Consider the following 20,474-nt stretch of genomic DNA (forward strand, 5'->3'; position numbering starts at 1 on the left):
ATGCATGGATAGAAGTGTGGAATTTCCCAGTGAAGAACAAATGGAACGGGTGTTGGGTATCAATGATCGGAATCTTCCCTATTTGGAGGCGTTGCTTGGATGTGATTTATTTGTAAAAGGGAATTCACTTTTTTGTTTAAGCAAAGATGAACAGATTAGCAATCGGTTCCTTTCCTTGATGGCGCGATTGCAGAAACTTGCAGTAAATCAGCATTATTTCAGTGAAACAGAGATTTTCATGGAATACCAGGCATTGAAAAGCGACCAACCACTCCAAGAGTTACTCGCCAGCGACCAATTGGGAAAGCCTTTTATTATGGTTCATAATCGCTTCGCGTATCCCAAGAGTCGAATGCAAGAGAAGTACATCAAGAGCATGATGCAAAACCAGATTGTTTTCGCAATAGGCCCTGCTGGTACTGGCAAGACGTTCTTGGCTATTGCCTATGCCTTGGGGCAACTACTCAGTGGAAAGAAACATAAGATCATTCTTACCCGTCCGATTGTTGAGGCAGGGGAGAGCCTTGGATTCTTACCTGGTGATTTGGCTCAGAAGATTAACCCATATCTCAGACCACTGTATGATGCCATGGAAGCCATGGTCAGCGTACAAAACATTAGGCGTTTGGAGGAGAATGGAAGTATTGAGATAGCCCCTCTTGCCTATATGAGGGGACGTAGTCTGCAGAATGCCACCGTCATTCTTGATGAGGCACAGAATACCACCAAAGAACAGATGAAGATGTTCCTCACCCGTCTTGGAGAGAACGCCAATGCAATCATTACTGGAGATATCAGCCAAGTGGATTTGCCTCGTCACAAAGACAGTGGCCTGATACATGCTATGCAGATACTGAAAGGAATACCCGGTCTTGATTTCATACGTTTCGATTCTCGTGATGTGGTGCGTTCTCACATCGTACAGCATATTGTGGATGCTTACGCTGGTGATGAGGGGAGCGAGAAATGAATATAAAAAAAATACAGCTACCGGAACGAAGACACAAAAAGCGTGAAATGCAACAACAACTATCACTCTTCTTGATTGTGCTTACCGTTTTTCTTGCAATGGTAGTACCATTGCTGAGCACCCATTCCAGTGGCAACGGTCTCAAGGATTTGGGATCTCAATACGAGGAAGGTGAGCTCTCCAATGATGATATCTTTGCAACCAGTAGTTTTCAGTATGTAGATGAAGAGCAAACGCAAAAGCTCGTAGAACAGCGTATGCAGGAAATTCTCCCTTATTTTAGTTTTTCACTCAGATCCTCTACCGTATCCAGCAGAAGGTTGGAAACCTTTCTTGCGTTGTTTTATCAAGGAGAGACAGGTTTCACTGACTTTCTACAAAAAGAAGGAATTACTGATGAGCGTAATGTAGTGGGGAGGATTGCTGGTCTTGCCGGCGAACAACAGCAGCTTTTGTTGCAAGCCATCAAAGAGTCTGGAAGCTATGTATTGGAACAAGGGCTATTTGATACTGAGGACCTGAAAACGATTCAGGACCAAGGATATGAAACACTTATCGTAAAAAACAGTCTCTTACGACAAGCAAAGAACGAGCCTTCCACTCATAGCATTGCAACACTCCTGACAAAAGAGAACCTCCAAACTCAGCTGGCTCCCGTCTTGGAACCCTATGAACACATTGATAGTCAGTTTCAATCGTTCCTTGTTGTTGATGCATTGACTATGCTCTTAGAACCAAATGTGGATTATGAGGCTGTTGAAACACTTGCACTTCGAGAGGAAGCTGCAGCAGAGATTCCTGAACAAGTGATAACCATTGAACGTGGAGAGAAGATCATTGCCAAGGATACCGTGGTAACGAGCTCTCAGATTGATTTGCTGCAGATGATAGGTACGAACAATTTTCAATACACCATACTGGAGTTGATCGGCAGGGCAATCTTTATCTTGCTCGCTACTAGTGTTTCGGTATATGTATTCATTCAGTTCCTGCGTTCAGAGAAAAGGTTGTATCTCTACTTGAATCTTATGCTTGCCTCTGTCTCAGTTTCCTTGGTCGCAATGTATGGTGTCAATCTATTTTTTACATCACGTTCCGCGCTGTTTTTGGACTCGTATCTACCCGTATTGTTTGCTCCGCTGTTTATCAGCCATATCACAAGCAAAAAACGGTTGGGCTTGGTCTGTGCCTTTCTCCTTGCATGTTACGCAACGCTGATGGAGCAATCTAGTTCCGTTACCTTCTTCTTTGTATTGACTGTTAGTGGTGTTTGTCTCTATTTCTTCCGCTATACCATCAAGCGAATCGATGATGTATTCAATTGGTTCTATGCTTGTGTAATCAGCAGTTTTGCAGCTTTAGCGTTGTATATGTTGGAGGCGTTGCCGCTTCATCAGGTTATGCCTCTTGTAGGTGGTATGATTCTGAACATTACCATATCTTTGGTGTTTTTGGAGGCATTCGTTCCCTTGGCTGAGAAACTCTTCAATATCCCTACTACGTATCGTCTCAGTGAGCTTGCTTTCAGCGCAAGTCCTGTGCTTGACCGTTTGGAATCAGTTGCTCAGGGTACCTATAATCACAGTAGAAACGTTGCAGACCTGAGCTACAATGCAGCTCGATCTATCGGGGTGAATGCAATGCTTGCACGAGTAGGTGGAATGTATCATGATATCGGGAAGGCTGACCATCCAGAATATTTCATTGAGAATCAGAGTGAAGCAAACAAGCATGACGATATCAAACCTTCGCTATCAGCAGCCATCATCAAGAGCCATGTGAAACTTGGCTTGGAGAAGGGTAGGGAGGCAGGACTTCCTCAGGAGGTATTGGATATTATAGGCCAACACCACGGCAATGATGTCATTCAATTTTTCTACAATGAGGCAAAAAACCAGGCAAAAGCGGCAGGAATGGATGTGAAGGAGGATGACTTCAAGTACAATGGCAATCCTCCTGCCTTCCCGGAATCAGCAATAGTCATGTTAGCGGATTGTGTTGAAGCTGCAAGCAGAACCCTGAAACGTCCCAATCACTCACAATATGAAAAACTGGTGCATTCCCTGATTATGGGCAAGTTGGAGAGGGATCAACTGAAGAATAGCCAGCTCTCTCTTACTGATCTTGATCAGATAGAGGATGCGTTCGTCCAAACCTTGCTTGGACGCGATCATCGCCGGATTGAATACCCATCAGAACAGAAAGGATAACCAAACAATGAACAGGTATTATATCGATGTTACCTATGAAGATGAGCAATTTGCTGTGCAGGCACCCTCTCCTTTGGTTGTTGAATATTTGGAGAATGTTCTTGCATTTCTCGGTCAGTCTAGTTGTGAATGTTCAGTGAACTTTGTCAGTGACCAGACGATTCAAGAATTAAACAGGGAGTATCGAGACAAGGACGAGCCTACCGATATTCTTTCCTTTGTACAGGAAGAAGACATAGAAGATTTTTCTTGGCCAGAAGTACAATTGGGAATGCCTGATAGTCCGCCAGAGGAAATCAGGGTACTGGGGGACATGGTAATATCCCTTGATGCCTTGAAAAGAAATGCACTATCCTTTAGTGTAGAACTAGATGAAGAGTTGTTTCGCCTCTTGATCCACGGTTTGCTTCACCTGTTGGGTGAAGATCATTCCAGCAATGATGCTGATGAGCCGATGTTGATCAAGCAAGAGGAAATTCTCCATCAATTGGGGGGGAGCAAACGTTGAGCTTGCCATGGAAAGGTCTGTTCAAGAAACACTCTAATGATCGTGAGGAACGGTTTAAGGCAGAGTTAGAAGAAAGACAGACGATGATTAAGGGCATCCAGGAACTGCAGGACAAGACGGTTAAGGAGATTATGATTCCTCGTGTGGATGTCCAGTTTATCAGCAGTGACATTACGATTGATGAGTTGTATGCAATTATACAGGAACAGGGGTACTCCAGGTATCCTGTGTATGAACAGACAATTGACAATATTGTGGGTGTTCTCTATGCCAAAGATATCATTCGTAATGGCATAGATCAGGTGTTCAATGCCAAGACCTTGATGAGGCAGCCGTACTTCATTCCTGAGAGCAAGCACCTTGATGATTTGCTCAGAGAGTTTAAATTAAGAAAAGTGCATATTGCCATTGCCATTGATGAATATGGTGGAGTGAGTGGAATTGTCTGCATGGAAGATATCTTGGAAGTGATAGTGGGTGACATACAGGATGAGTTTGATGACGACGAGGATGATGGCGTACGTAAATTGGATGACAACACGTTTGTTGTCGATGCAAGAACTTCTATTGAAGATTTGAATGAATCAGTGGGATTGCATCTTTCAGAGGAAGAGTATGAAACAGTTGGAGGCTATGTGTTTGAACTGTTTGGAAGAATTCCGCTCAAGGATGAATCGGTCGAGGATGATGAGGCTGTTTTTACCGTAGAGGATATTGATGGCCATAAGATCAACCAATTAAAATTGGTTGTCAAACCATAGTATGTAGCATACGTTGACCCTTATATAAGGAAAACTGTATACTAATATATCGATACACAATAACTTTTCCCGGAGGAAACGAACAATGAAAATTGCAATTAATGGTTTTGGAAGAATTGGACGTAATGTTTTCAAGATTGCTTTTGAAGACAAGGACATCGAAATTGTAGGCATTAATGATATCACAGATCCAAAGACCTTGGCCCACCTTCTGAAATATGACTCTACCTATGGAGTATACCCCAAAAGCGTCGAAGTAGCAGATAATGCTATTGTTATTGACGGCAAAAAAATTCCTGTGTATGCCATCCGCTCCCCTTCTGAGCTTCCCTGGAAGGAACTTGGTGTTGATGTTGCTATTGAATCCACTGGTATATTCACTGTTGCTGAAAGCCCGAAGGGTGGTTACAAGGACCATATCAAGGCTGGCGCAAAGAAAGTCATCCTCACCGTTCCTGCAAAGGACAAGATTGACCAGACCATTGTTTGTGGTGTCAATGACGACAAAATCGACCTCAGCCTGCTTGCGTACTCCAATGCGAGCTGCACCACCAACTGCTTGGCTCCTATTGTAAAGGTGCTCAATGACTCATTCGGTATTGTGGAAGGATTGATGACCACTGTGCACTCCTACACCAATGACCAGGTAATGCTTGACCAGCCCCACAAGGACTTGAGAAGGGCACGAGCTGGTGCTCTTTCCATCATCCCAACCACCACTGGTGCTGCAAGGGCTGTCGGTGAAGTTATCCCTGAAATGAAGGGCAAGCTTAATGGCATGGCAATGCGCGTTCCAACTCCAACAGGTTCAGTTGTTGACTTGGTTGTAACCTTGAAGAAGGATGTATCCGTTGAGGATGTGAATGCAGCAATGAAGCAGGCCAGTGAAGGTGCTATGAAGGGTATCCTTGGATATACTGAGGATCCTATCGTATCACGCGATGTTGTAGGTAACCCCCTCTCTTCAATCCTTGATGCTGGTCTTACCATGAAGATGGGTGAGAAGTTGTTCAAGGTAATCAGCTGGTATGACAATGAGATTGGTTACTCCAACCGCGTTGTTGATCTTGCAAAGAAGTTGGTGAAATAACACTGTGTTACTGTGAATGTCAGGCCTGTTTCTACAGGCCTGATTTCCTTGCTAACGATTACCATCGAAATTCAGAGGAAAGCTATGATTCTTAATACAATTCGAGAGTGTGATTTTTCAGGCAAGAAAGCCTTGGTTCGTGTAGATTTCAACGTACCCATCAAGGATGGCGTTGTAACTGATGATACCCGTATCAGAGCTGCACTACCCACCCTTACGTACTTGTTGGATAACGGTGCATCACTTGTGGTCATGAGCCATCTTGGCCGTCCAAAAGGGAAGAAAAACCCTGAGTTCTCCATGGCCCCCATTGCAAAACGCTTTAGCGAACTGCTGGGAAAAGACGTACAACTTGCAAATGATGTAATTGGTGATGAGGTTGCTAAACAGGTTTCCTCAATGAAAGCTGGTGATGTACTTTTGCTGGAGAATGTACGTTTCTACAGTGGAGAAGAGGGGAATGACCCAGGTTTTGCAAAGAATCTTGCTTCCTTAGGTGATGTATATGTCAATGATGCTTTTGGAACAGCTCACCGTGCACATGCCTCCACTGAAGGTGTTTCCCACTATCTTCCCTCCTATGCTGGGTTCCTTATTGAAAAGGAAGTGAAATTCATGGCTCCGTTGCTGAGCAATCCTGAGAAACCGTTTGTCGCTATTATTGGCGGCTCAAAGGTTTCCAGCAAGATCGGCGTCCTGGAGAGTCTGGTAAAGACCTGTGATTCCATCGTTATCGGTGGTGGAATGGCCTATACATTCCTTGCAGTCCAGGGTCATACCATTGGAAAAAGCTTGGTCGAGGAGGAGTACAAGGATGTAGCTTCTTCCTTCCTTGCAAAGGCAAAGGAGAAGGGTGTCCAAGTTATTCTTCCTGTAGACCATCTCTGTGGTACAGAGTTCAAGGATGATACTGAGGCAATCAGTGTTGATGCTGCTGATATTCCTGAAAATCTGATTGGTATGGATATCGGTCCCAAGACTATTTCTATGATTGTGGATGTAGTAAATACGGCCAAGAATGTTGTTTGGAATGGTCCGATGGGAGTATTTGAGTTTGATGCTTTTGCAGGGGGAACTCTTGCTGTTGCAAAAGCATTGGCAGAGAGTAAAGCCACTTCTGTTGTAGGGGGAGGTGACTCTGTGGCAGCTATCAATAAGTTTAATCTTGCTGACAAAATTAGTCATGTAAGTACCGGCGGTGGTGCATCCCTCGAGTTTCTCGAAGGTAAGGTCCTTCCGGGAATCAAGGCATTGGAGAAATTAAAATGAGAAAACCCTATATCGCAGGAAACTGGAAAATGAATATGACTCCAAGCGAAGGCGCTGCCTTCGCTAAGAATCTTGCAAAGGCAGTGGAAGGAACCAATACCAAGGTAATGGTTGCTCCTCCTTTTGTCACCATCCCTGCAGTTGTTGAGGCACTCAAAGGTTCTGATATTATTGTTGCTGCCCAGAACATGAGTGACAATCTGAAAGGAGCCTTCACTGGTGAAGTCAGTGCTCTCATGCTTAAAGACCTCGGTGTTACGAATGTAATTCTCGGGCATAGTGAAAGACGCGCACTGTATGGTGAAAGTGATGTTTTCATCAACCGCAAGGTTTTGCTTGCACTTTCTGAGGGAATGGATGTTGACCTTTGCATAGGTGAAACCTTGGAAGAACGCGAGGCTGGTAAACTTGAGGAAGTCCTAAGCCGTCAGGTTTCAGAAGGCTTGAAGGGTGTGTCCGCTGAACAGATGCAACATATCACTTTGGCATATGAACCTGTCTGGGCTATTGGGACTGGAAAGACCGCTACCCCTGAAGATGCAGATGCAGCACATGCTTTTATTCGTAGTCTTGTTGAAAAACTGTACAATAAGGGTGTTGCAGAAGAGCTGATTATACAGTATGGTGGTTCAGTGAAGGCTTCGAATGTGAAAGCCTTGATGTCTAAAGAGCATATCGATGGCGCACTGGTTGGTGGTGCCTCCCTCTCCGTGGAGCAGTTCCTTCCGATTGTGAACTTTGATAAGTAAGTATTCGGAGTAAAGAGAAAATGGGTGTTTTGAGCATTATTCTGTTGGTATTATTTGTCGTTGTCAGTCTTCTCTTAATTTTCCTAGTAGCTATACAGGATGAGCAGAGTGAAGGTCTGGGCGGTATTTTTGGTGGTGGAAGCAATACTGCTTTTGGGTCTCACTCCAGTAGTGTGGTGACCAAGGTTACAGGGACGCTTGCTGTCTTGTTCTTGGTATTGGCCCTCTTGGTGGCTTTCGTGAACAAAACGCCATCACAGGATGAGTTGCTCGATTCCGTCACCACGGAACAGGTACAGCAAACTACTGATTGGTGGATAAGTGGCGAAGATGCAGCAGCAGCTGAGACAGCTACACAAACCAACTAGGACGGTCGCTGTTCCAATTATTATCGACTACCGGCCGCAGACATGCGGTCGGTTGTTGTTTCAAGGGAGTGTCTATGAAAGTATGCATATTGTATGCACCTGCATCGAAAGGGAATGAAAAAATGAAGGCGATTGCCAATGCATTGTCGGAAAGCATCTCTGCACAAGGTCATATGGTCGATGTGTTTGATATGTCTCTCGAAGCAGGGAAGATTGTCTCTTTCTATGACTACTTGATCATAGGTACTGAGACACTCACGTTTTTTGGTGGGAAAATACCCCAAACCGTTTCTGGTTTCTTGAAATCAGCTGGTAGTATTTCTGGGAAACGATGTATGGCATTCATTACCAAAGGTGGCATACGTTCAATGAAAACACTCCAGACATTGATGAAAACAATGGAGAAAGAAGGTATGTTCTTGAAGAAAAGTGAGATTATCAACAAGGTGGATTTAGCCCGTGCTGTTGGTAAACGTGTGCAAATCTAATTGATTCTCTATTCTATTGGTAGTACCTTATCAGAAGATATCCTTAGGAGTTGTTATATGAAACGTAGAGCTAGTATATTGGCCGTCTTCCTGCTCATTGGCACGATGGCATTTGCTGCAACAATTGGTGCCCCGGCTGCAACGGTGAGGCTTACCAAAACCACACCCATCAGCATGGCAGATCTTGAAGCGGAAGTAGCACAATACAAGGCAAATACAGTAAAACAGGGTGGAGACCCTGCAAGCGTTGACCCGTTGCAAGTATTGAACCTTCTGATCAACAATGAATTGTTCCGCCAGGGTGCTGCACGTGATGGTGTAAAGATTACTGATGCAATGGTAGAAAGTGCCTACGATTCACAGAAGACTAATCTTGAGGCTTCGACAGGGCAAAAGTTCACTGATGCGGAATTTGATCAGATTATTATAAATAATTTTGGTTCTGTTGATGCATATCGTAAGGCTATTAGAGAGCAATTGATGGTTGATTCTTATGTACGCATGAAGAAATCAGATATGCTTGGGACAAAGGTACAGGTTTCTGATGCAGAAATCACTTCCTTCTATCGTAAAAACAAGACGAATTTTATAAGTCCAGAAACGGTGAAACTGAGTCATATTTATATTCCTTTCACGAACGATGCACAGAAGGATGCGCAAAATAAGGCACTTCTGGAGCGTGTTGCCAGAGATATAAAGAATGGTTCACTCTCATTTGAGAAGGCAGTGGTGCAGTATTCTGAAGATGCACAGAGCAAGAACAAAGCTGGTGACATTGGTTGGTTGACCATGGATAACATGGAAGCGCGTGCTGGCCTTGGAGATGCATTCTTTGATGTTGCATTCACCACGGATGTAGGGAACGTGAGCGATGTCGTAACCAGTAATACCGGTTATCATATTCTGAAGATACTTGCCTACAATGATACCAAGATCTTGCAGTTACAGGACCAGATCAGCCCAACCACCTCCACGACAGTAGAGCAATATATAAGAAGTGAACTTGCAGCACAGAAACAACAAGCCAACTACTATGCGGCGATCAACAGTCTGGTGGATGACCTGAGAAAGTCTGCGACCATAAACATTTTATATAAATGATATGAAAACACGACATAAAGCACGCGAATTGGCGCTTCAGACTCTCTACGCAATGGACTTTAACCATACACTTTCGTTGGAATCTATTCCGTATATCTTCAGTGGGATAACCGAGGAAGAGTATGGTTTGCTAGAAGACGAAGTCAAACTGTATGGCATGTACTTGATCAAGGGTACCTTGGAAAATCTAGAAAACATTGATGATTTGATTCGTAAGTACTCACTTAATCGTCCTCTGGAGCGTATTGACATTGTAGACAGGAATATCCTGAGGATGAGTGTATTCTGTCTTATGTATGGGGATATTCATCCTCATATTATCATCGACGAAGCGGTAAAGCTGAGTCAGGATTTCTCCACTGAGGTAAACTATAAGTTCATCAATGGGATTCTGGATGCAATGCAAAAACAGCTTTTCCCGGTTCAGGAGAAACATACTGATGATTCGTTTGAAAACTGAAACTCAGATTGCTGAGATACGGGAAGCCTGCCACCTTACAGCAGAACTTATGCATAATCTTTCCTCTTATATTCAGGAGGGAATGTCCACTTTTGATATTGACCAGTACTGTTATCAGTTTATTGTCTCTCACAAAGGGATACCTGCATTCCTCAACTATGAAGGGTTTCCTGCGACAGCGTGTATTTCTGTCAACGAAGAGATAATCCACGGAATTCCTTCAAAGAAACGAATCATCAAAGAAGGTGATTTGGTGGATGTTGATTTGGGGATCAACATGAATGGACATTTCTCTGATATGTCCAGGACATTCGTGGTTGGAAAGACAAATGATGAATACCAAAAACTCTGTGATGTTACTGAAGAAAGTCTACGACTTGGCATTGAGGCTGCCTCTATGAAAGGAGCACGTATCCAAGATATTGGTGCAGCAGTTTACAAGCATGCCAGGAAACATGGCTATGGTGTAGTGAGAGACTACTGTGGCCATGGTGTAGGCCTGGATGTTCACGAAGAGCCTGAAATTCCCAATTACACCAGTTCTTATCTGCCAAATCCGAGGATTCGGGAAGGAATGGTTTTGGCAATTGAACCTATGATCAACCTAGGGACCCATAAGGTGAAACTTCTCACCAATGACTGGACTGTGGTTACTGCAGATGGGTTGCCATCAGCACATTTTGAGGATACTGTTGCTATTACAAAACATGGCTTGGAAGTTCTGACGGTTTTCTAGTCTCTTGGGGGTCTTTTCTATGGTTAAAAAGGAATTCATAACGTGCGACGATATCCGTGACAGTGCCTTGAAACTTGCACACAGAATGTACAAGGAAGATCATTTCGTTCCAGACATTATCTATGCTTCACTCAGAGGTGGTGCCTATATGGCAAACGTCTTTAGTGAGTATTACAAAATGGTACGTATCAGAGAGCAGGGTAGACCTGTATTCTATGCGGCTGTTGTAGCCCGTTCCTATGGGTATCTCCGTACCCAGACAAATGTCATGGTGGATGGTTGGACCTATAGTCCTGAACATCTCAGGACAGGGGACAGGATTCTTTTGGTCGATGATATATTCGATACTGGGAAAACGGTCAATGCACTTGCTGATATTATTATGCACAAGGGTATCCCTCGTGAAGATCTGAAGATTGCTGTCTTTGATTATAAGGTTCCTCTTTACAAGAAAGAAGAACCTCTTCCAGTTCAGCCTGATTATTACTGTCGTAAACACATTCTCAACAGCCCTGATGATGAGCGATGGATCCATTACAACTGTCATGAATTTCTTGGTCTCAGTAGCAAGGAGATTGATGAACAGTTCCAGGATGAAGAGGTCAGGGATATCCTCCATGAGGTGAGGGGAGACTGAGCCGATTTACTCTTCAAATAGATATTCCAGAAAACCAATGATTGCTTCCTAGTTTGGGGCACTTTCTGGAATAACAAGCACTGAAGCTTCAGAATTGGCATACCTGCTTTCTTCAAGATTGAGCAGGTATGTTTTTCTTTGTCTATTAAGTTCCTTTACCAGTTCTAGATGCGACCCAATAATCTTTAGCGAGGGATATGAATCCACTAGTGTAGAGAGATCCGTCATGGGTAACCTGGCAACGTAGTGCTCCACAACATGGTGTGTGATTTATTATCAATATCACAGATGATTTTACCTCTATCTTAAAATAGCTTGCATATATACTAAATATAGTATCACTGTAAGTGAATTGGAGGAGTAGTGTGCCATCGAAATTGAATAAAGTCATAAGAAAGATGGTAACACAACCGAACAATATTAGCTTCGAAGAGTAAAAGTATGTACTTTTAGCTATAGGATGCGAGAAACGTGATGGGAAAGGAAGCCATTACATTTTCTATATTCCAGGTACTAATTCACGGCTTACTGTTCCCAAACATAAGCCAGTTAGAGCGTGTTATATCAGACAAGCACTGAAGATGTTTGGTTTGGAGGAAATACGAGATGAAGAAAATTGAAGATTATTTAAAATTACCCTATACGCTTGAGTTAAAAAAAGAAGATGACGGATCATATTTTATTTCAGTTAAAGAGCTTGAAGGATGTTTTTCTGTTGGTGATACCGTCGAAGAAGCCCTCGTAATGATCGAGGACGCAAAAAAAACGTGGATTTCGTATAGTCTTGAGAAAGGGTTGCCTATACCTGAACCAGAAAGTATAGATACTAAATCTTATAGTGGAAAATTTATTGTAAGAGTTACTCCAGAATTGCACAAGAAATTATCGCTTCAGGCAAAATCATATGGAGTAAGCTTAAATTATTATGTTAGCGAAATCCTTGCAGGGAAAAGCTCTGTTATCGAAGCTCAAAAGCGTCTTATTGAGACATTTACGAATCAGTTTATGAGACAAACAACAAAGCTATTAACGTCAGGTACTGGGAGATTAGAGATTCAGAAGGAATCTATGACGTCTCAATGGAAATTACAATCCAAAGTGATGGATTTTCCTGCTAAGAAAAAAGGATGTAATTAATGATACTTAAAGAGTTCCTTTCTGAAGTGAACATTAATTCTGTAACGATTCCTGAATACTGTTACTACTTCGACCAAACCAAGTTCGAATCTGGTGCTTCACTGTATTATCAATTTTTTGTTGATGAAAAGAAGGTGTCTTTTAAGCAAAAAGGGGGAAAAATTGACATTAAGATTCCCTATTTCTTTTCAGCTTCAACAAAAGAAGGTGTTAAATCTCGCAAGAACAAAGAAGAAATATTTTTTAGCTTAGATATTATATACAATCTAATAATTACATTAGAGAAGGAAATTGAGATAGAAGAAGATCTCAAGAAGGCCTTTATTGAAAGGATTGCTCCAAGGATTTTGCATCCATATTTTAGACAATCTGTGGCTGAGTCCTTGCAAAAAGCAGGGTTACCTCAATTGAATCTACCTTTATTTGAGAATCTTTCTGAGCATCTAGATTTTTAACTAGTGATTATTCAACATAACTACCCTTCACTAGAGTAGTTATGTTTATAAGAATTTCGAGTGTAAAATTAACAAATGCTACAGTGTATATTCTTCAGGATCAGAAGAGGTATTTCCTGCAATATCAATCTCATACATACCATTTTCCAATGTAGCTACCAACAATTTGCCAGCATCCTTTTCATAGCTATCCTTAATCTCTGCTGCATCAAGGTACTTGCCGTATCCATCATCAACATTATTAGCAGTAACAGTATCACTTGCATCTATATTGATTTCATAGAGCGCATCATTGATCCCAGCTGGCTTGGTGATAAGCTTAGTTACTGAATTAGCAGAATCATAGTAGCCATACATGAATGCATTTTCCTTATAGGATTTGTTCGTTTTATGCACCTCATCAAAGGTAGATGCACTAGGTGTCGCAGTAGCGTAAAGATCACCTTCATCAGTAAGCAAGTATATTTTTGCATCGATAAACGCCATCGAAGCAAACCGAAAACCACTTGTTGAGGTATTGAGTTCTGCTGCAGTACTTCCAGTAATATAAAAATGTTTGTAACCTCCACTCTCATTTACGAATGAAATTAACATTGGATTTGCTGAAAGAGAAGTGTGTTCCTTTCCACTCAGCTGTATCACCGATGATAGATTATATCCAGTGGTTGCATTAATTGAGATTAAAGGAGAGCCAATATTACTTAAAGTAGGGGTAGGGGCCACATCAAAATCATATAAATAAAAATTAGTATTTCCATCTTTTACAAGCACCAATCCATTTGGAAGCAACTGCACATAATCAAATTCAGAGAAATCATAAGTAGGTCCTGCTACACCAGAATTAGTAACAGTCTTTATCGTTTTATAGCCTTCATTCTCATTGCTATTTACCTGATACGCGATTGTTGTTGTTCCATCGAGGGCCGCTGTCTCAATGATATTGTTCTCAGCATTAGCTACAAGTTTCGTTGAACTAGATCCATCTGTCTTATATAGGCCATCATCAGTCAGATAATAGAGTGTTCCTGAATCCAGTTCCACAATCTGCTTGTAGACTATGCCAACCGGTGCAGATGCATTGCTTATCTGTCGAAACAGGCCTGCTGTTGCATCGGCATTACAACTGAGCAACATGAATGAGAGGAGCAGGGAAAGGGCTATTGATGTCAATATAAATTTTTTCTTCATCTGAAGGACTCCTATTGTCTATAACTGATAGAGAGAGTGATGGGCACAAAACCGGCAAGTGCATTGTCTTGCTGCAAATTTTCATAGTAATTGAACTCTGGGATCAGCCAAAGTCCAGTGTTGAGGCCGAAGCCCCAATTCTCTCCTGGAAACCAGGTAACACCAACTTCCATGTTTGCATACATGGTCATTAGCGATGCATCGTTGTATTTGATGTATGCACCACCAAGACCAAAGGAAATTGGAATGTCCCATCCCCCTTGGACCGGGATATATGTATATTTTGCATAGAAGGGGACAGCAGTAAACAACATCTTTGCTGCAGAAAAATTGAAGTTATACCCAATTTCTCCACCAATTGCTGTTTTTGAGGTATTGAATACCTGGTAGCTAATTCCTCCGTATCCTCCAACCTTCATACCCGTATTTCCTTCTCCAGGTCCTACCAAAGTGGAAGAAGAATTATCCGAAAAGAAGTAAGTAAACGTAGGAATTGTGGTTCCTATATTAAAAGAGAAGATTTGATTTCCTTTATCATAGGTATCAGCAGCAAAGAGGGAAGCTGAAAGCAAAACAAGGAATAACGGTAATAGTAGTAATTTTTTCATTCGGTACCTCAGTATATGTACAAGAAACAAGATGATTTCCTGTCAGTTACAATAGCATAGCTTTATACCCACTGGGAAGTATAGTAAGAGAAGTAACGAAAAGCAAACGGACGCTTTGACTTTGTTGCCATACTTTGTCATTTTACGGTACTGTATTGGGTGTTGAGGAGCAAATAATGCAGATACTCTCAGGAAAAGAAGTAGCACAACACGTGTATGATACACTCACCGAGGAAGCAGAACAGTTCTTGGAGGATTTTGGGTATGTCCCAACCCTTGCTGTAGTCCTGGTAGGTGAAGATCCGGCAAGCCAGAGCTATGTGGCAGGAAAGAAGAAAGCCTGTCTTTCTCTGGGCTTCGGCCATAAAGACTATCATCTACCCGCAGATACATCACAGGAACAGCTTCTAGATCTAATCCATCAATTAAATGAAGACTCCTCAGTCCATGGGATCTTGGTTCAGATGCCACTACCAGATGGGCTTGATCCTGATAAGGTTATTCAATCTATTTCTGTCGAGAAAGATGTGGATGGATTCCATCCTCAAAGTGTCGGGAACCTTCTGATCGGCAATCCTGGCTTCGTAAGCTGCACACCACAAGGAGTAATGGAAATCCTTGACTATTACCACATTGCGACCGCTGGCAAGCATGCTGTAATTGTAGGAAGAAGTAATATTGTAGGAAAGCCCATGGCAAGCCTCTTGGTCCAGAAAGGGAGAGATGCAACAGTTACCATTTGCCATTCAAAAACAAAAGACCTTCCGTCCATCACTCGTCAGGCAGATATTCTCATTGCTGCTATTGGCAAACCACATTTTGTTACCTCAGATATGGTGAAAGAAGGCACAGTGGTTATTGATGTAGGAATCAACAGAATTGAAGATGCCAGTCGAAAACGTGGGTATCGTCTGGTAGGGGATGTCGACTATGATCAGGTTGCACCCCACTGCAACGCCATTACCCCTGTCCCTGGTGGGGTTGGGGTAATGACCATTGCAATGTTAATGAAGAATACCATGCAAGCTGCAAGGCAGTTTGCAAACAAGGAAGTGAAATGATTCACACATATTGGCTTGAGACCTACGGTTGCCAGATGAACATCGCAGAGAGCAATGCACTGGAATTGCAACTCAAAGGCGCCGGTTTGGTCCCTTCGGCAAGCGCTGAACAAGCAGATTGCGCAATATTGAATACATGTACTGTACGTAAGAGTGCCGATAATCGTATTTGGGGACGACTTGGATTCTTCGGTCGGATCAAGAAAGAAAGGCCCCTTACCTTGATTGTGACCGGATGTATGGCTGAACGCCTCAAGGAAGACCTGAAAGACGAAGCTCCCCAAGTAGACTATGTGATTGGAACAAATGACAAACAACGTATCGTCAATATTCTTACCAGTAAAGATGGGAAAATGGATGAGCACTCCCAGTCGTACACATTTGGGTCATCGTACTATCAAGAAGGGGAGTTTAGTTCATTTATTCCCATCATGAATGGCTGCAACAATTTTTGTGCATATTGCATTGTCCCCTATGTACGTGGACGAGAGGTATCCCGTCCAGTTGAAGACATTGTCAAGGAATTTGCCTTCCTCGATTCCAAGGGAGTGAAAGAAATAACCCTGCTTGGACAGAACGTGAACAGTTATCACTTTGAACAGGAAGGTGAGATTATCAACTTTCCCAAGTTGTTGAAGATACTGGCTGCACAGAAACACTCCGTCAAATGGATTCGCTTTGAAAGTCCCCATCCTAAAGACTTCACCAGCGAATTGGTACAGGTGATCAAGGAAGAACGGATTATTGCCCGACACTTGCATATTCCATTACAGAGTGGGTCGACAAGGATTCTTTCCCTCATGAACAGGAAATATTCCCAAGAGCAGTTTCTCTCACTAATCAATGAAATAAGGGAAGCCGTCCCGGAAATTACGTTCTCTACCGATGTAATGGTTGGGTTTCCCTCCGAAACAGAGGAGGAATATCAAGAAACTTTGAGCGTTCTCTCCCATATGCGATGTCTTGAGGCATTCATGTACTACTTCAATCCCAGAGAAGGGACCAGGGCTGTAGCTATGGAAGACCAAGTTGATGAGGAAGTGCGAAAGAGACGGTTGAGCGAACTCATCGCATTCCAACATGCCATTTTTGCTGAAGAAAAATCGAAGCGTAGTCATGCGGAGGTTGAAGTCTTGGTTACCCAGGTTTCCAAGCATGACGATTCCCAGATGCTCGGTAAAACTGAACACAACGAAATGGTAGTCTTCTCCGGTTCTGTTGAACCAGGTAGTATTGTTACCGTTCGTCTTACTGGATTGAAAGGAAACACATATAACGGAATGTTGGTATAATTTGTAGTGTTATGGAAAAACAGCTAGCTTTTGAAAAAAAATTCAATACACTGAAAGCAATGATCAGGGGGTCCCGTTCCCTGGTTGTCCTTACTGGTGCAGGTATCTCAACGCTCTCAGGAATACCTGACTTTCGTAGCAATACAGGTTTATATGCCAAACGGTGGAATGAGTATCGCGTAGAAGATATTTTAAGCATTGGTTTCTTCCATGCACATCCTGAACTTTTTTACGAATGGGCAAAAGATTTTTGGTATAAATTGGATTCCTATCAACCGAATGTAGTACATACCAGTCTTGCCGTCTTGGAGAGGAAAGGATACGTTCAAGGTGTTTTTACGCAAAACATAGACATGTTGCACAAGAAAGCGGGAAGCCAAAAGTGTTATGAATTGCACGGGAGTGCAGAACATCATCATTGCACCAATTGCAACAGCTACTACTCTTATGAGTCGATTGCTCCTATCGTATTGAACGGGGAAGTCCCACGATGTAGGCAGTGTGGATCAATCATCAAACCGGATATCACCTTCTATGGTGAGAACCTTGACCCCCTGGTGCTTGCAAAGGCCTATGAAATGTTTAGTCATAGTGATCTTACGCTGGTCTTAGGATCATCATTATTGGTACAACCAGCTGCAAACCTTCCATACCATTCACTACAGAACAGCGCTCCTCTGGTAATTGTCAATAAGCAGGAAACTGGATATGATCGTTCCGCTATCTTACATTTCTCCGATCTACAGCAGTTTGGAAAAGCACTTGAAACATTTGCAGAATCACTTGAAGAGAGAAAATATCGGGTTTGACTTTCACTCCCTTGCCTTTCACCGTACAATAGTAGGTATGAAAGTACTTGTAGCTGATGATGAAAGAAGAGTGTGTGCACTCATTTGTGCTTTGATTGACTGGGAAGGATTATCCCTACAGAACGTTGGAACCGCATATGATGGTTTGGAAGCATTGGAAAAAATCAAAGAGGAGAAACCAGACCTTGTTATTACAGATATTCGTATGCCCGGTCTTGATGGTTTAGAATTAATCAGCCAAGCTAAAGCACTCCAGCCAAATTTGCAATTCATTATCATTAGTGGCCATAAACAATTTGATTACGCTCAAAGTGCCATCAAATACGGAGTAGCCGAATACCTCTTGAAGCCAATTAAAAAGCAAGAATTGAACCAGACACTACAACGGATGAAGAAGTTATATACAGAGCAAACTTCATCAATGATCCTTCAAAAAAAAATAAAGGAAGACAGAGAGTATATAAAAGGAGCAAGTTTCTTATCGTTTTTAAAAAGCCTTGATTCTCAGATTCTTTCACCGTGGGTCACAGAAAATGTATTACTTCGTATCCTCGTAATTGGAATACAGAGTCCTTCGAAAGTCCCTGTAATTCAACTTCTACAACAGAAAGTCCGTACTGCTATAGAAAAAGATTCGCTCAATGTCTGTGTTCAGGCATATCAGGGAGATTTGTATCTGCTCTATACTTATAAGCAAGAACAGAGGTCCCAGTTAATTTCACAAGCCGAAACCTTGGTTGAAATTCTCAAGGTGCAGGCGCAAATCTTTCAAGATTTACGAAGCACTGTAGCCCTAGGTTTGGAGGTACAGCAACTGGAGGATCTTCCTTCATCTTTGCTATCAGGAAAACAGATCCTCTTAAGAAGATTGGTAGACGGGCATCATCGCATGTTCGAAGCAAATATGTTAGAAAAACCTGACTTAGAGCCATATCTGGATTTTATTGCTTCTTGGTTTGAACAGTGTTGCGCACAAGAAAGCCTAAACATGAGACAGTTCTGCCTAGATTTGTTTGATAAGCTTGAGGAAAACCGAATTTCACTCTATGCTACTATGGAAATTTTCCTACAGTCATACCGGCAAGCTTTGCATTTCGCCAAGGAACAGTGTGCACAGGAGAATGCAGTACAGAACAATGAGCAATTAATTAATGAGGCTGAATCCCTTGAGGCTGCAAAAGAAGCGTACTGTAACGTGATGAATAGTCTCATATGTCAGTATCGCGAAGCTCGTGAAGTTCTGGTGAGCAAACCCATCAGGCTCTCTATAACCTATCTCCAAGAGCATTATAAGGATGAGATGCTTAGTCTGGAACTATTGAGTGAGCATGTCAATCTCAACAGTTCATATTTCAGTGCTCTCTTTAAAAAGAACATGGGTGTAGGCTTTAGCGACTATGTACTTACCTTAAGGATACAGGAGGCAAAGCGATTATTGGTTGAAACAAATAAAGGTATTGCAGAGATTGCTTTGGAAATCGGATATCATGATCCTAAACACTTCACCAAGATATTCAAGAAGAACTGTCAGATAAAACCCAATGAGTATAGGAAGCTCTATGGTTGAAAAATTACAGTATATTGAGACACGTATACTCCTTATTGCCTTTTTTCTTGGCGTTCATATCTCACTCATGATTGTGGGTATGTTTCTTTATATGGAAGAACGCATACAATCGCCATTGTTTCTTCTATGGTCTCTTCTTGGACTTATATTTCTTATGGCAGTTAGCTATTGGTGGATTGTTCTGCCCTATAGAAGGACAAAGCATATCTGGCAATTATTTGCTACTGGATATACCTTTCGATCAATTATCGATGAACAAACGCCTCTGGCAAAAGAGCTGGTGGCAGTCAATACGACTATCCAGACAGTACTTAATACTGACCATCTGATGAATGCGAGCAAACGGCAGGCACAGTTTTTAGCGCTCCAAAATCAAATTAATCCACATTTTCTCTATAATACCTTGGAAGGAATCCGTAGTGAGGCTCTTCTTGGTGGGTTAGAGTCAGTAGCCACTATGACTGAAGCACTATCCACATTCTTTCGCTATACCATAAGCAATGTTGAAAATTTGGTTACTCTTGGACAGGAACTGGAAAACACTAAGAACTACTTCTTTATACAACAGTTTCGGTTCGGAACGAGAATCAAACTTACCATTTTGGTTGATGAAGAAGATACCATTGATATCTTGCAGTACCGCATACCCAAACTCGCCCTTCAGCCAATTGTAGAAAACAGCATTATTCATGGGCTTGAATGCAAGGTAGGAGAGGGACATTTACAGATACGCCTGGAACGTACTCAGTCTAGGCTCATTGTTACCGTCAGCGACGATGGAGTCGGCATGGAACTTCCTATGTTGGAAAAAATACAGAAAGAGTTGAATACCAGAAGCTTCGACTATGTGAAGCATGAAGATAAAGAAAGTGGGATTGCCCTGGTCAATGTCAATAACAGAATCAAGTTACTGTTCGGTGAACAGTATGGTTTAACCGTTACCAGCCAGAAAGAAGTTGGAACTGATGTAATAATCTCCTTACCTGCCAGTAAACCGGAGGAAGCTTAAA

23 protein-coding genes are annotated in these 20,474 nt (G+C 42.3%); 21 read left to right on the top strand and 2 right to left on the bottom strand.

Features of this window, described 5'->3' with window-relative positions:
- The first annotated feature begins 4 nt into the window (after window positions 1-4).
- The 16 genes from DYP60_RS08565 (at window position 5) to DYP60_RS08645 (ending at window position 12,939) form a co-directional block, all read left to right on the top strand.
- Window positions 5-970 (top strand): PhoH family protein, encoded by a 966-nt coding sequence (locus DYP60_RS08565; protein ID WP_117330597.1) that lies wholly within the window; start codon window positions 5-7, stop codon window positions 968-970.
- The gene (locus tag DYP60_RS08570) at window positions 967-3,180 is read left to right on the top strand and encodes an HD family phosphohydrolase (RefSeq protein WP_117330598.1); all 2,214 of its coding nucleotides are present in this window, start codon (window positions 967-969) and stop codon (window positions 3,178-3,180) included. Before DYP60_RS08565 ends, DYP60_RS08570 begins: the two co-directional genes overlap by 4 nt.
- A gap of 7 nt (window positions 3,181-3,187) precedes the next feature.
- On the top strand, window positions 3,188-3,688 hold the full coding sequence (gene ybeY / locus DYP60_RS08575; RefSeq protein WP_240622850.1) for an rRNA maturation RNase YbeY: 501 nt from the start codon (window positions 3,188-3,190) through the stop codon (window positions 3,686-3,688).
- A gap of 2 nt (window positions 3,689-3,690) precedes the next feature.
- Window positions 3,691-4,449 (top strand): hemolysin family protein, encoded by a 759-nt coding sequence (locus DYP60_RS08580; RefSeq protein WP_237446238.1) that lies wholly within the window; start codon window positions 3,691-3,693, stop codon window positions 4,447-4,449.
- A gap of 85 nt (window positions 4,450-4,534) precedes the next feature.
- A complete protein-coding gene (gap, locus tag DYP60_RS08585) occupies window positions 4,535-5,539 on the top strand; it encodes a type I glyceraldehyde-3-phosphate dehydrogenase (protein WP_117330601.1) in 1,005 nt (334 codons plus the stop codon).
- 84 nt (window positions 5,540-5,623) lie between these two features.
- Window positions 5,624-6,808, top strand: a complete 1,185-nt coding sequence (locus DYP60_RS08590; RefSeq protein WP_117330602.1) for a phosphoglycerate kinase — start codon at window positions 5,624-5,626, stop codon at window positions 6,806-6,808.
- Window positions 6,805-7,557, top strand: a complete 753-nt coding sequence (gene tpiA / locus DYP60_RS08595) for a triose-phosphate isomerase (RefSeq protein ID WP_117330603.1) — start codon at window positions 6,805-6,807, stop codon at window positions 7,555-7,557. Before DYP60_RS08590 ends, tpiA begins: the two co-directional genes overlap by 4 nt.
- Window positions 7,558-7,577: 20 nt before the next feature.
- Window positions 7,578-7,925: a preprotein translocase subunit SecG gene (gene secG / locus DYP60_RS08600; protein ID WP_117330604.1), complete on the top strand. Its 348-nt coding sequence runs from the start codon at window positions 7,578-7,580 to the stop codon at window positions 7,923-7,925.
- A gap of 74 nt (window positions 7,926-7,999) precedes the next feature.
- A complete protein-coding gene (locus DYP60_RS08605; protein ID WP_117330605.1) occupies window positions 8,000-8,413 on the top strand; it encodes a flavodoxin family protein in 414 nt (137 codons plus the stop codon).
- 57 nt (window positions 8,414-8,470) lie between these two features.
- A complete protein-coding gene (locus DYP60_RS08610; RefSeq protein WP_117330606.1) occupies window positions 8,471-9,514 on the top strand; it encodes a peptidylprolyl isomerase in 1,044 nt (347 codons plus the stop codon).
- 1 nt (window position 9,515) lies between these two features.
- Window positions 9,516-9,974, top strand: coding sequence for a transcription antitermination factor NusB (nusB, locus tag DYP60_RS08615; protein ID WP_117330607.1), 459 nt, complete (start codon window positions 9,516-9,518; stop codon window positions 9,972-9,974).
- Window positions 9,955-10,710 (top strand): type I methionyl aminopeptidase, encoded by a 756-nt coding sequence (gene map, locus DYP60_RS08620; protein WP_117330608.1) that lies wholly within the window; start codon window positions 9,955-9,957, stop codon window positions 10,708-10,710. The genes nusB and map overlap by 20 nt, the downstream gene beginning before the upstream one ends.
- 19 nt (window positions 10,711-10,729) lie before the next feature.
- Entirely contained in the window at window positions 10,730-11,347 is a 618-nt protein-coding gene (locus DYP60_RS08625) for a phosphoribosyltransferase (protein ID WP_117330609.1), read from the top strand.
- Between the two features lie 455 nt (window positions 11,348-11,802).
- Complete coding sequence (locus tag DYP60_RS14755; RefSeq protein ID WP_117330708.1) at window positions 11,803-11,967, top strand: type II toxin-antitoxin system HicA family toxin; 165 nt, start codon at window positions 11,803-11,805, stop codon at window positions 11,965-11,967.
- Entirely contained in the window at window positions 11,954-12,484 is a 531-nt protein-coding gene (locus DYP60_RS08640; protein WP_117330611.1) for a type II toxin-antitoxin system HicB family antitoxin, read from the top strand. The genes DYP60_RS14755 and DYP60_RS08640 overlap by 14 nt, the downstream gene beginning before the upstream one ends.
- A complete protein-coding gene (locus tag DYP60_RS08645; protein WP_117330612.1) occupies window positions 12,484-12,939 on the top strand; it encodes a protein-export chaperone SecB in 456 nt (151 codons plus the stop codon). The genes DYP60_RS08640 and DYP60_RS08645 overlap by 1 nt, the downstream gene beginning before the upstream one ends.
- A 78-nt stretch (window positions 12,940-13,017) precedes the next feature.
- Here DYP60_RS08645 and DYP60_RS08650 read toward each other — a convergent pair whose 3' ends face one another.
- Both DYP60_RS08650 and DYP60_RS08655 read right to left on the bottom strand, forming a co-directional pair.
- Window positions 13,018-14,127, bottom strand: coding sequence for a hypothetical protein (locus DYP60_RS08650; RefSeq protein ID WP_117330613.1), 1,110 nt, complete (start codon window positions 14,125-14,127; stop codon window positions 13,018-13,020).
- A gap of 11 nt (window positions 14,128-14,138) precedes the next feature.
- Complete coding sequence (locus tag DYP60_RS08655) at window positions 14,139-14,735, bottom strand: TP0733 family outer membrane beta-barrel protein (protein ID WP_117330709.1); 597 nt, start codon at window positions 14,733-14,735, stop codon at window positions 14,139-14,141.
- 176 nt (window positions 14,736-14,911) lie between these two features.
- Here DYP60_RS08655 and folD point away from each other — a divergent pair, with 176 nt between their 5' ends.
- From folD to DYP60_RS08680, 5 genes are read left to right on the top strand one after another with little or no spacing between them, the layout of a single operon-like run.
- Complete coding sequence (gene folD / locus DYP60_RS08660; protein WP_117330614.1) at window positions 14,912-15,796, top strand: bifunctional methylenetetrahydrofolate dehydrogenase/methenyltetrahydrofolate cyclohydrolase FolD; 885 nt, start codon at window positions 14,912-14,914, stop codon at window positions 15,794-15,796.
- Entirely contained in the window at window positions 15,793-17,088 is a 1,296-nt protein-coding gene (gene miaB / locus DYP60_RS08665) for a tRNA (N6-isopentenyl adenosine(37)-C2)-methylthiotransferase MiaB (RefSeq protein ID WP_117330615.1), read from the top strand. The genes folD and miaB overlap by 4 nt, the downstream gene beginning before the upstream one ends.
- 11 nt (window positions 17,089-17,099) lie before the next feature.
- Window positions 17,100-17,897: an NAD-dependent protein deacylase gene (locus tag DYP60_RS08670; RefSeq protein ID WP_117330616.1), complete on the top strand. Its 798-nt coding sequence runs from the start codon at window positions 17,100-17,102 to the stop codon at window positions 17,895-17,897.
- Between the two features lie 37 nt (window positions 17,898-17,934).
- A complete protein-coding gene (locus DYP60_RS08675; RefSeq protein ID WP_165849545.1) occupies window positions 17,935-19,464 on the top strand; it encodes a response regulator transcription factor in 1,530 nt (509 codons plus the stop codon).
- Window positions 19,457-20,473: a sensor histidine kinase gene (locus DYP60_RS08680; protein WP_117330618.1), complete on the top strand. Its 1,017-nt coding sequence runs from the start codon at window positions 19,457-19,459 to the stop codon at window positions 20,471-20,473. The genes DYP60_RS08675 and DYP60_RS08680 overlap by 8 nt, the downstream gene beginning before the upstream one ends.
- The last annotated feature ends 1 nt before the right edge of the window (window position 20,474 follow it).

It is taken from the genome of Sphaerochaeta halotolerans (assembly GCF_003429665.1).
GTDB classification, from domain to species: Bacteria; Spirochaetota; Spirochaetia; order Sphaerochaetales; family Sphaerochaetaceae; genus Sphaerochaeta; species Sphaerochaeta halotolerans.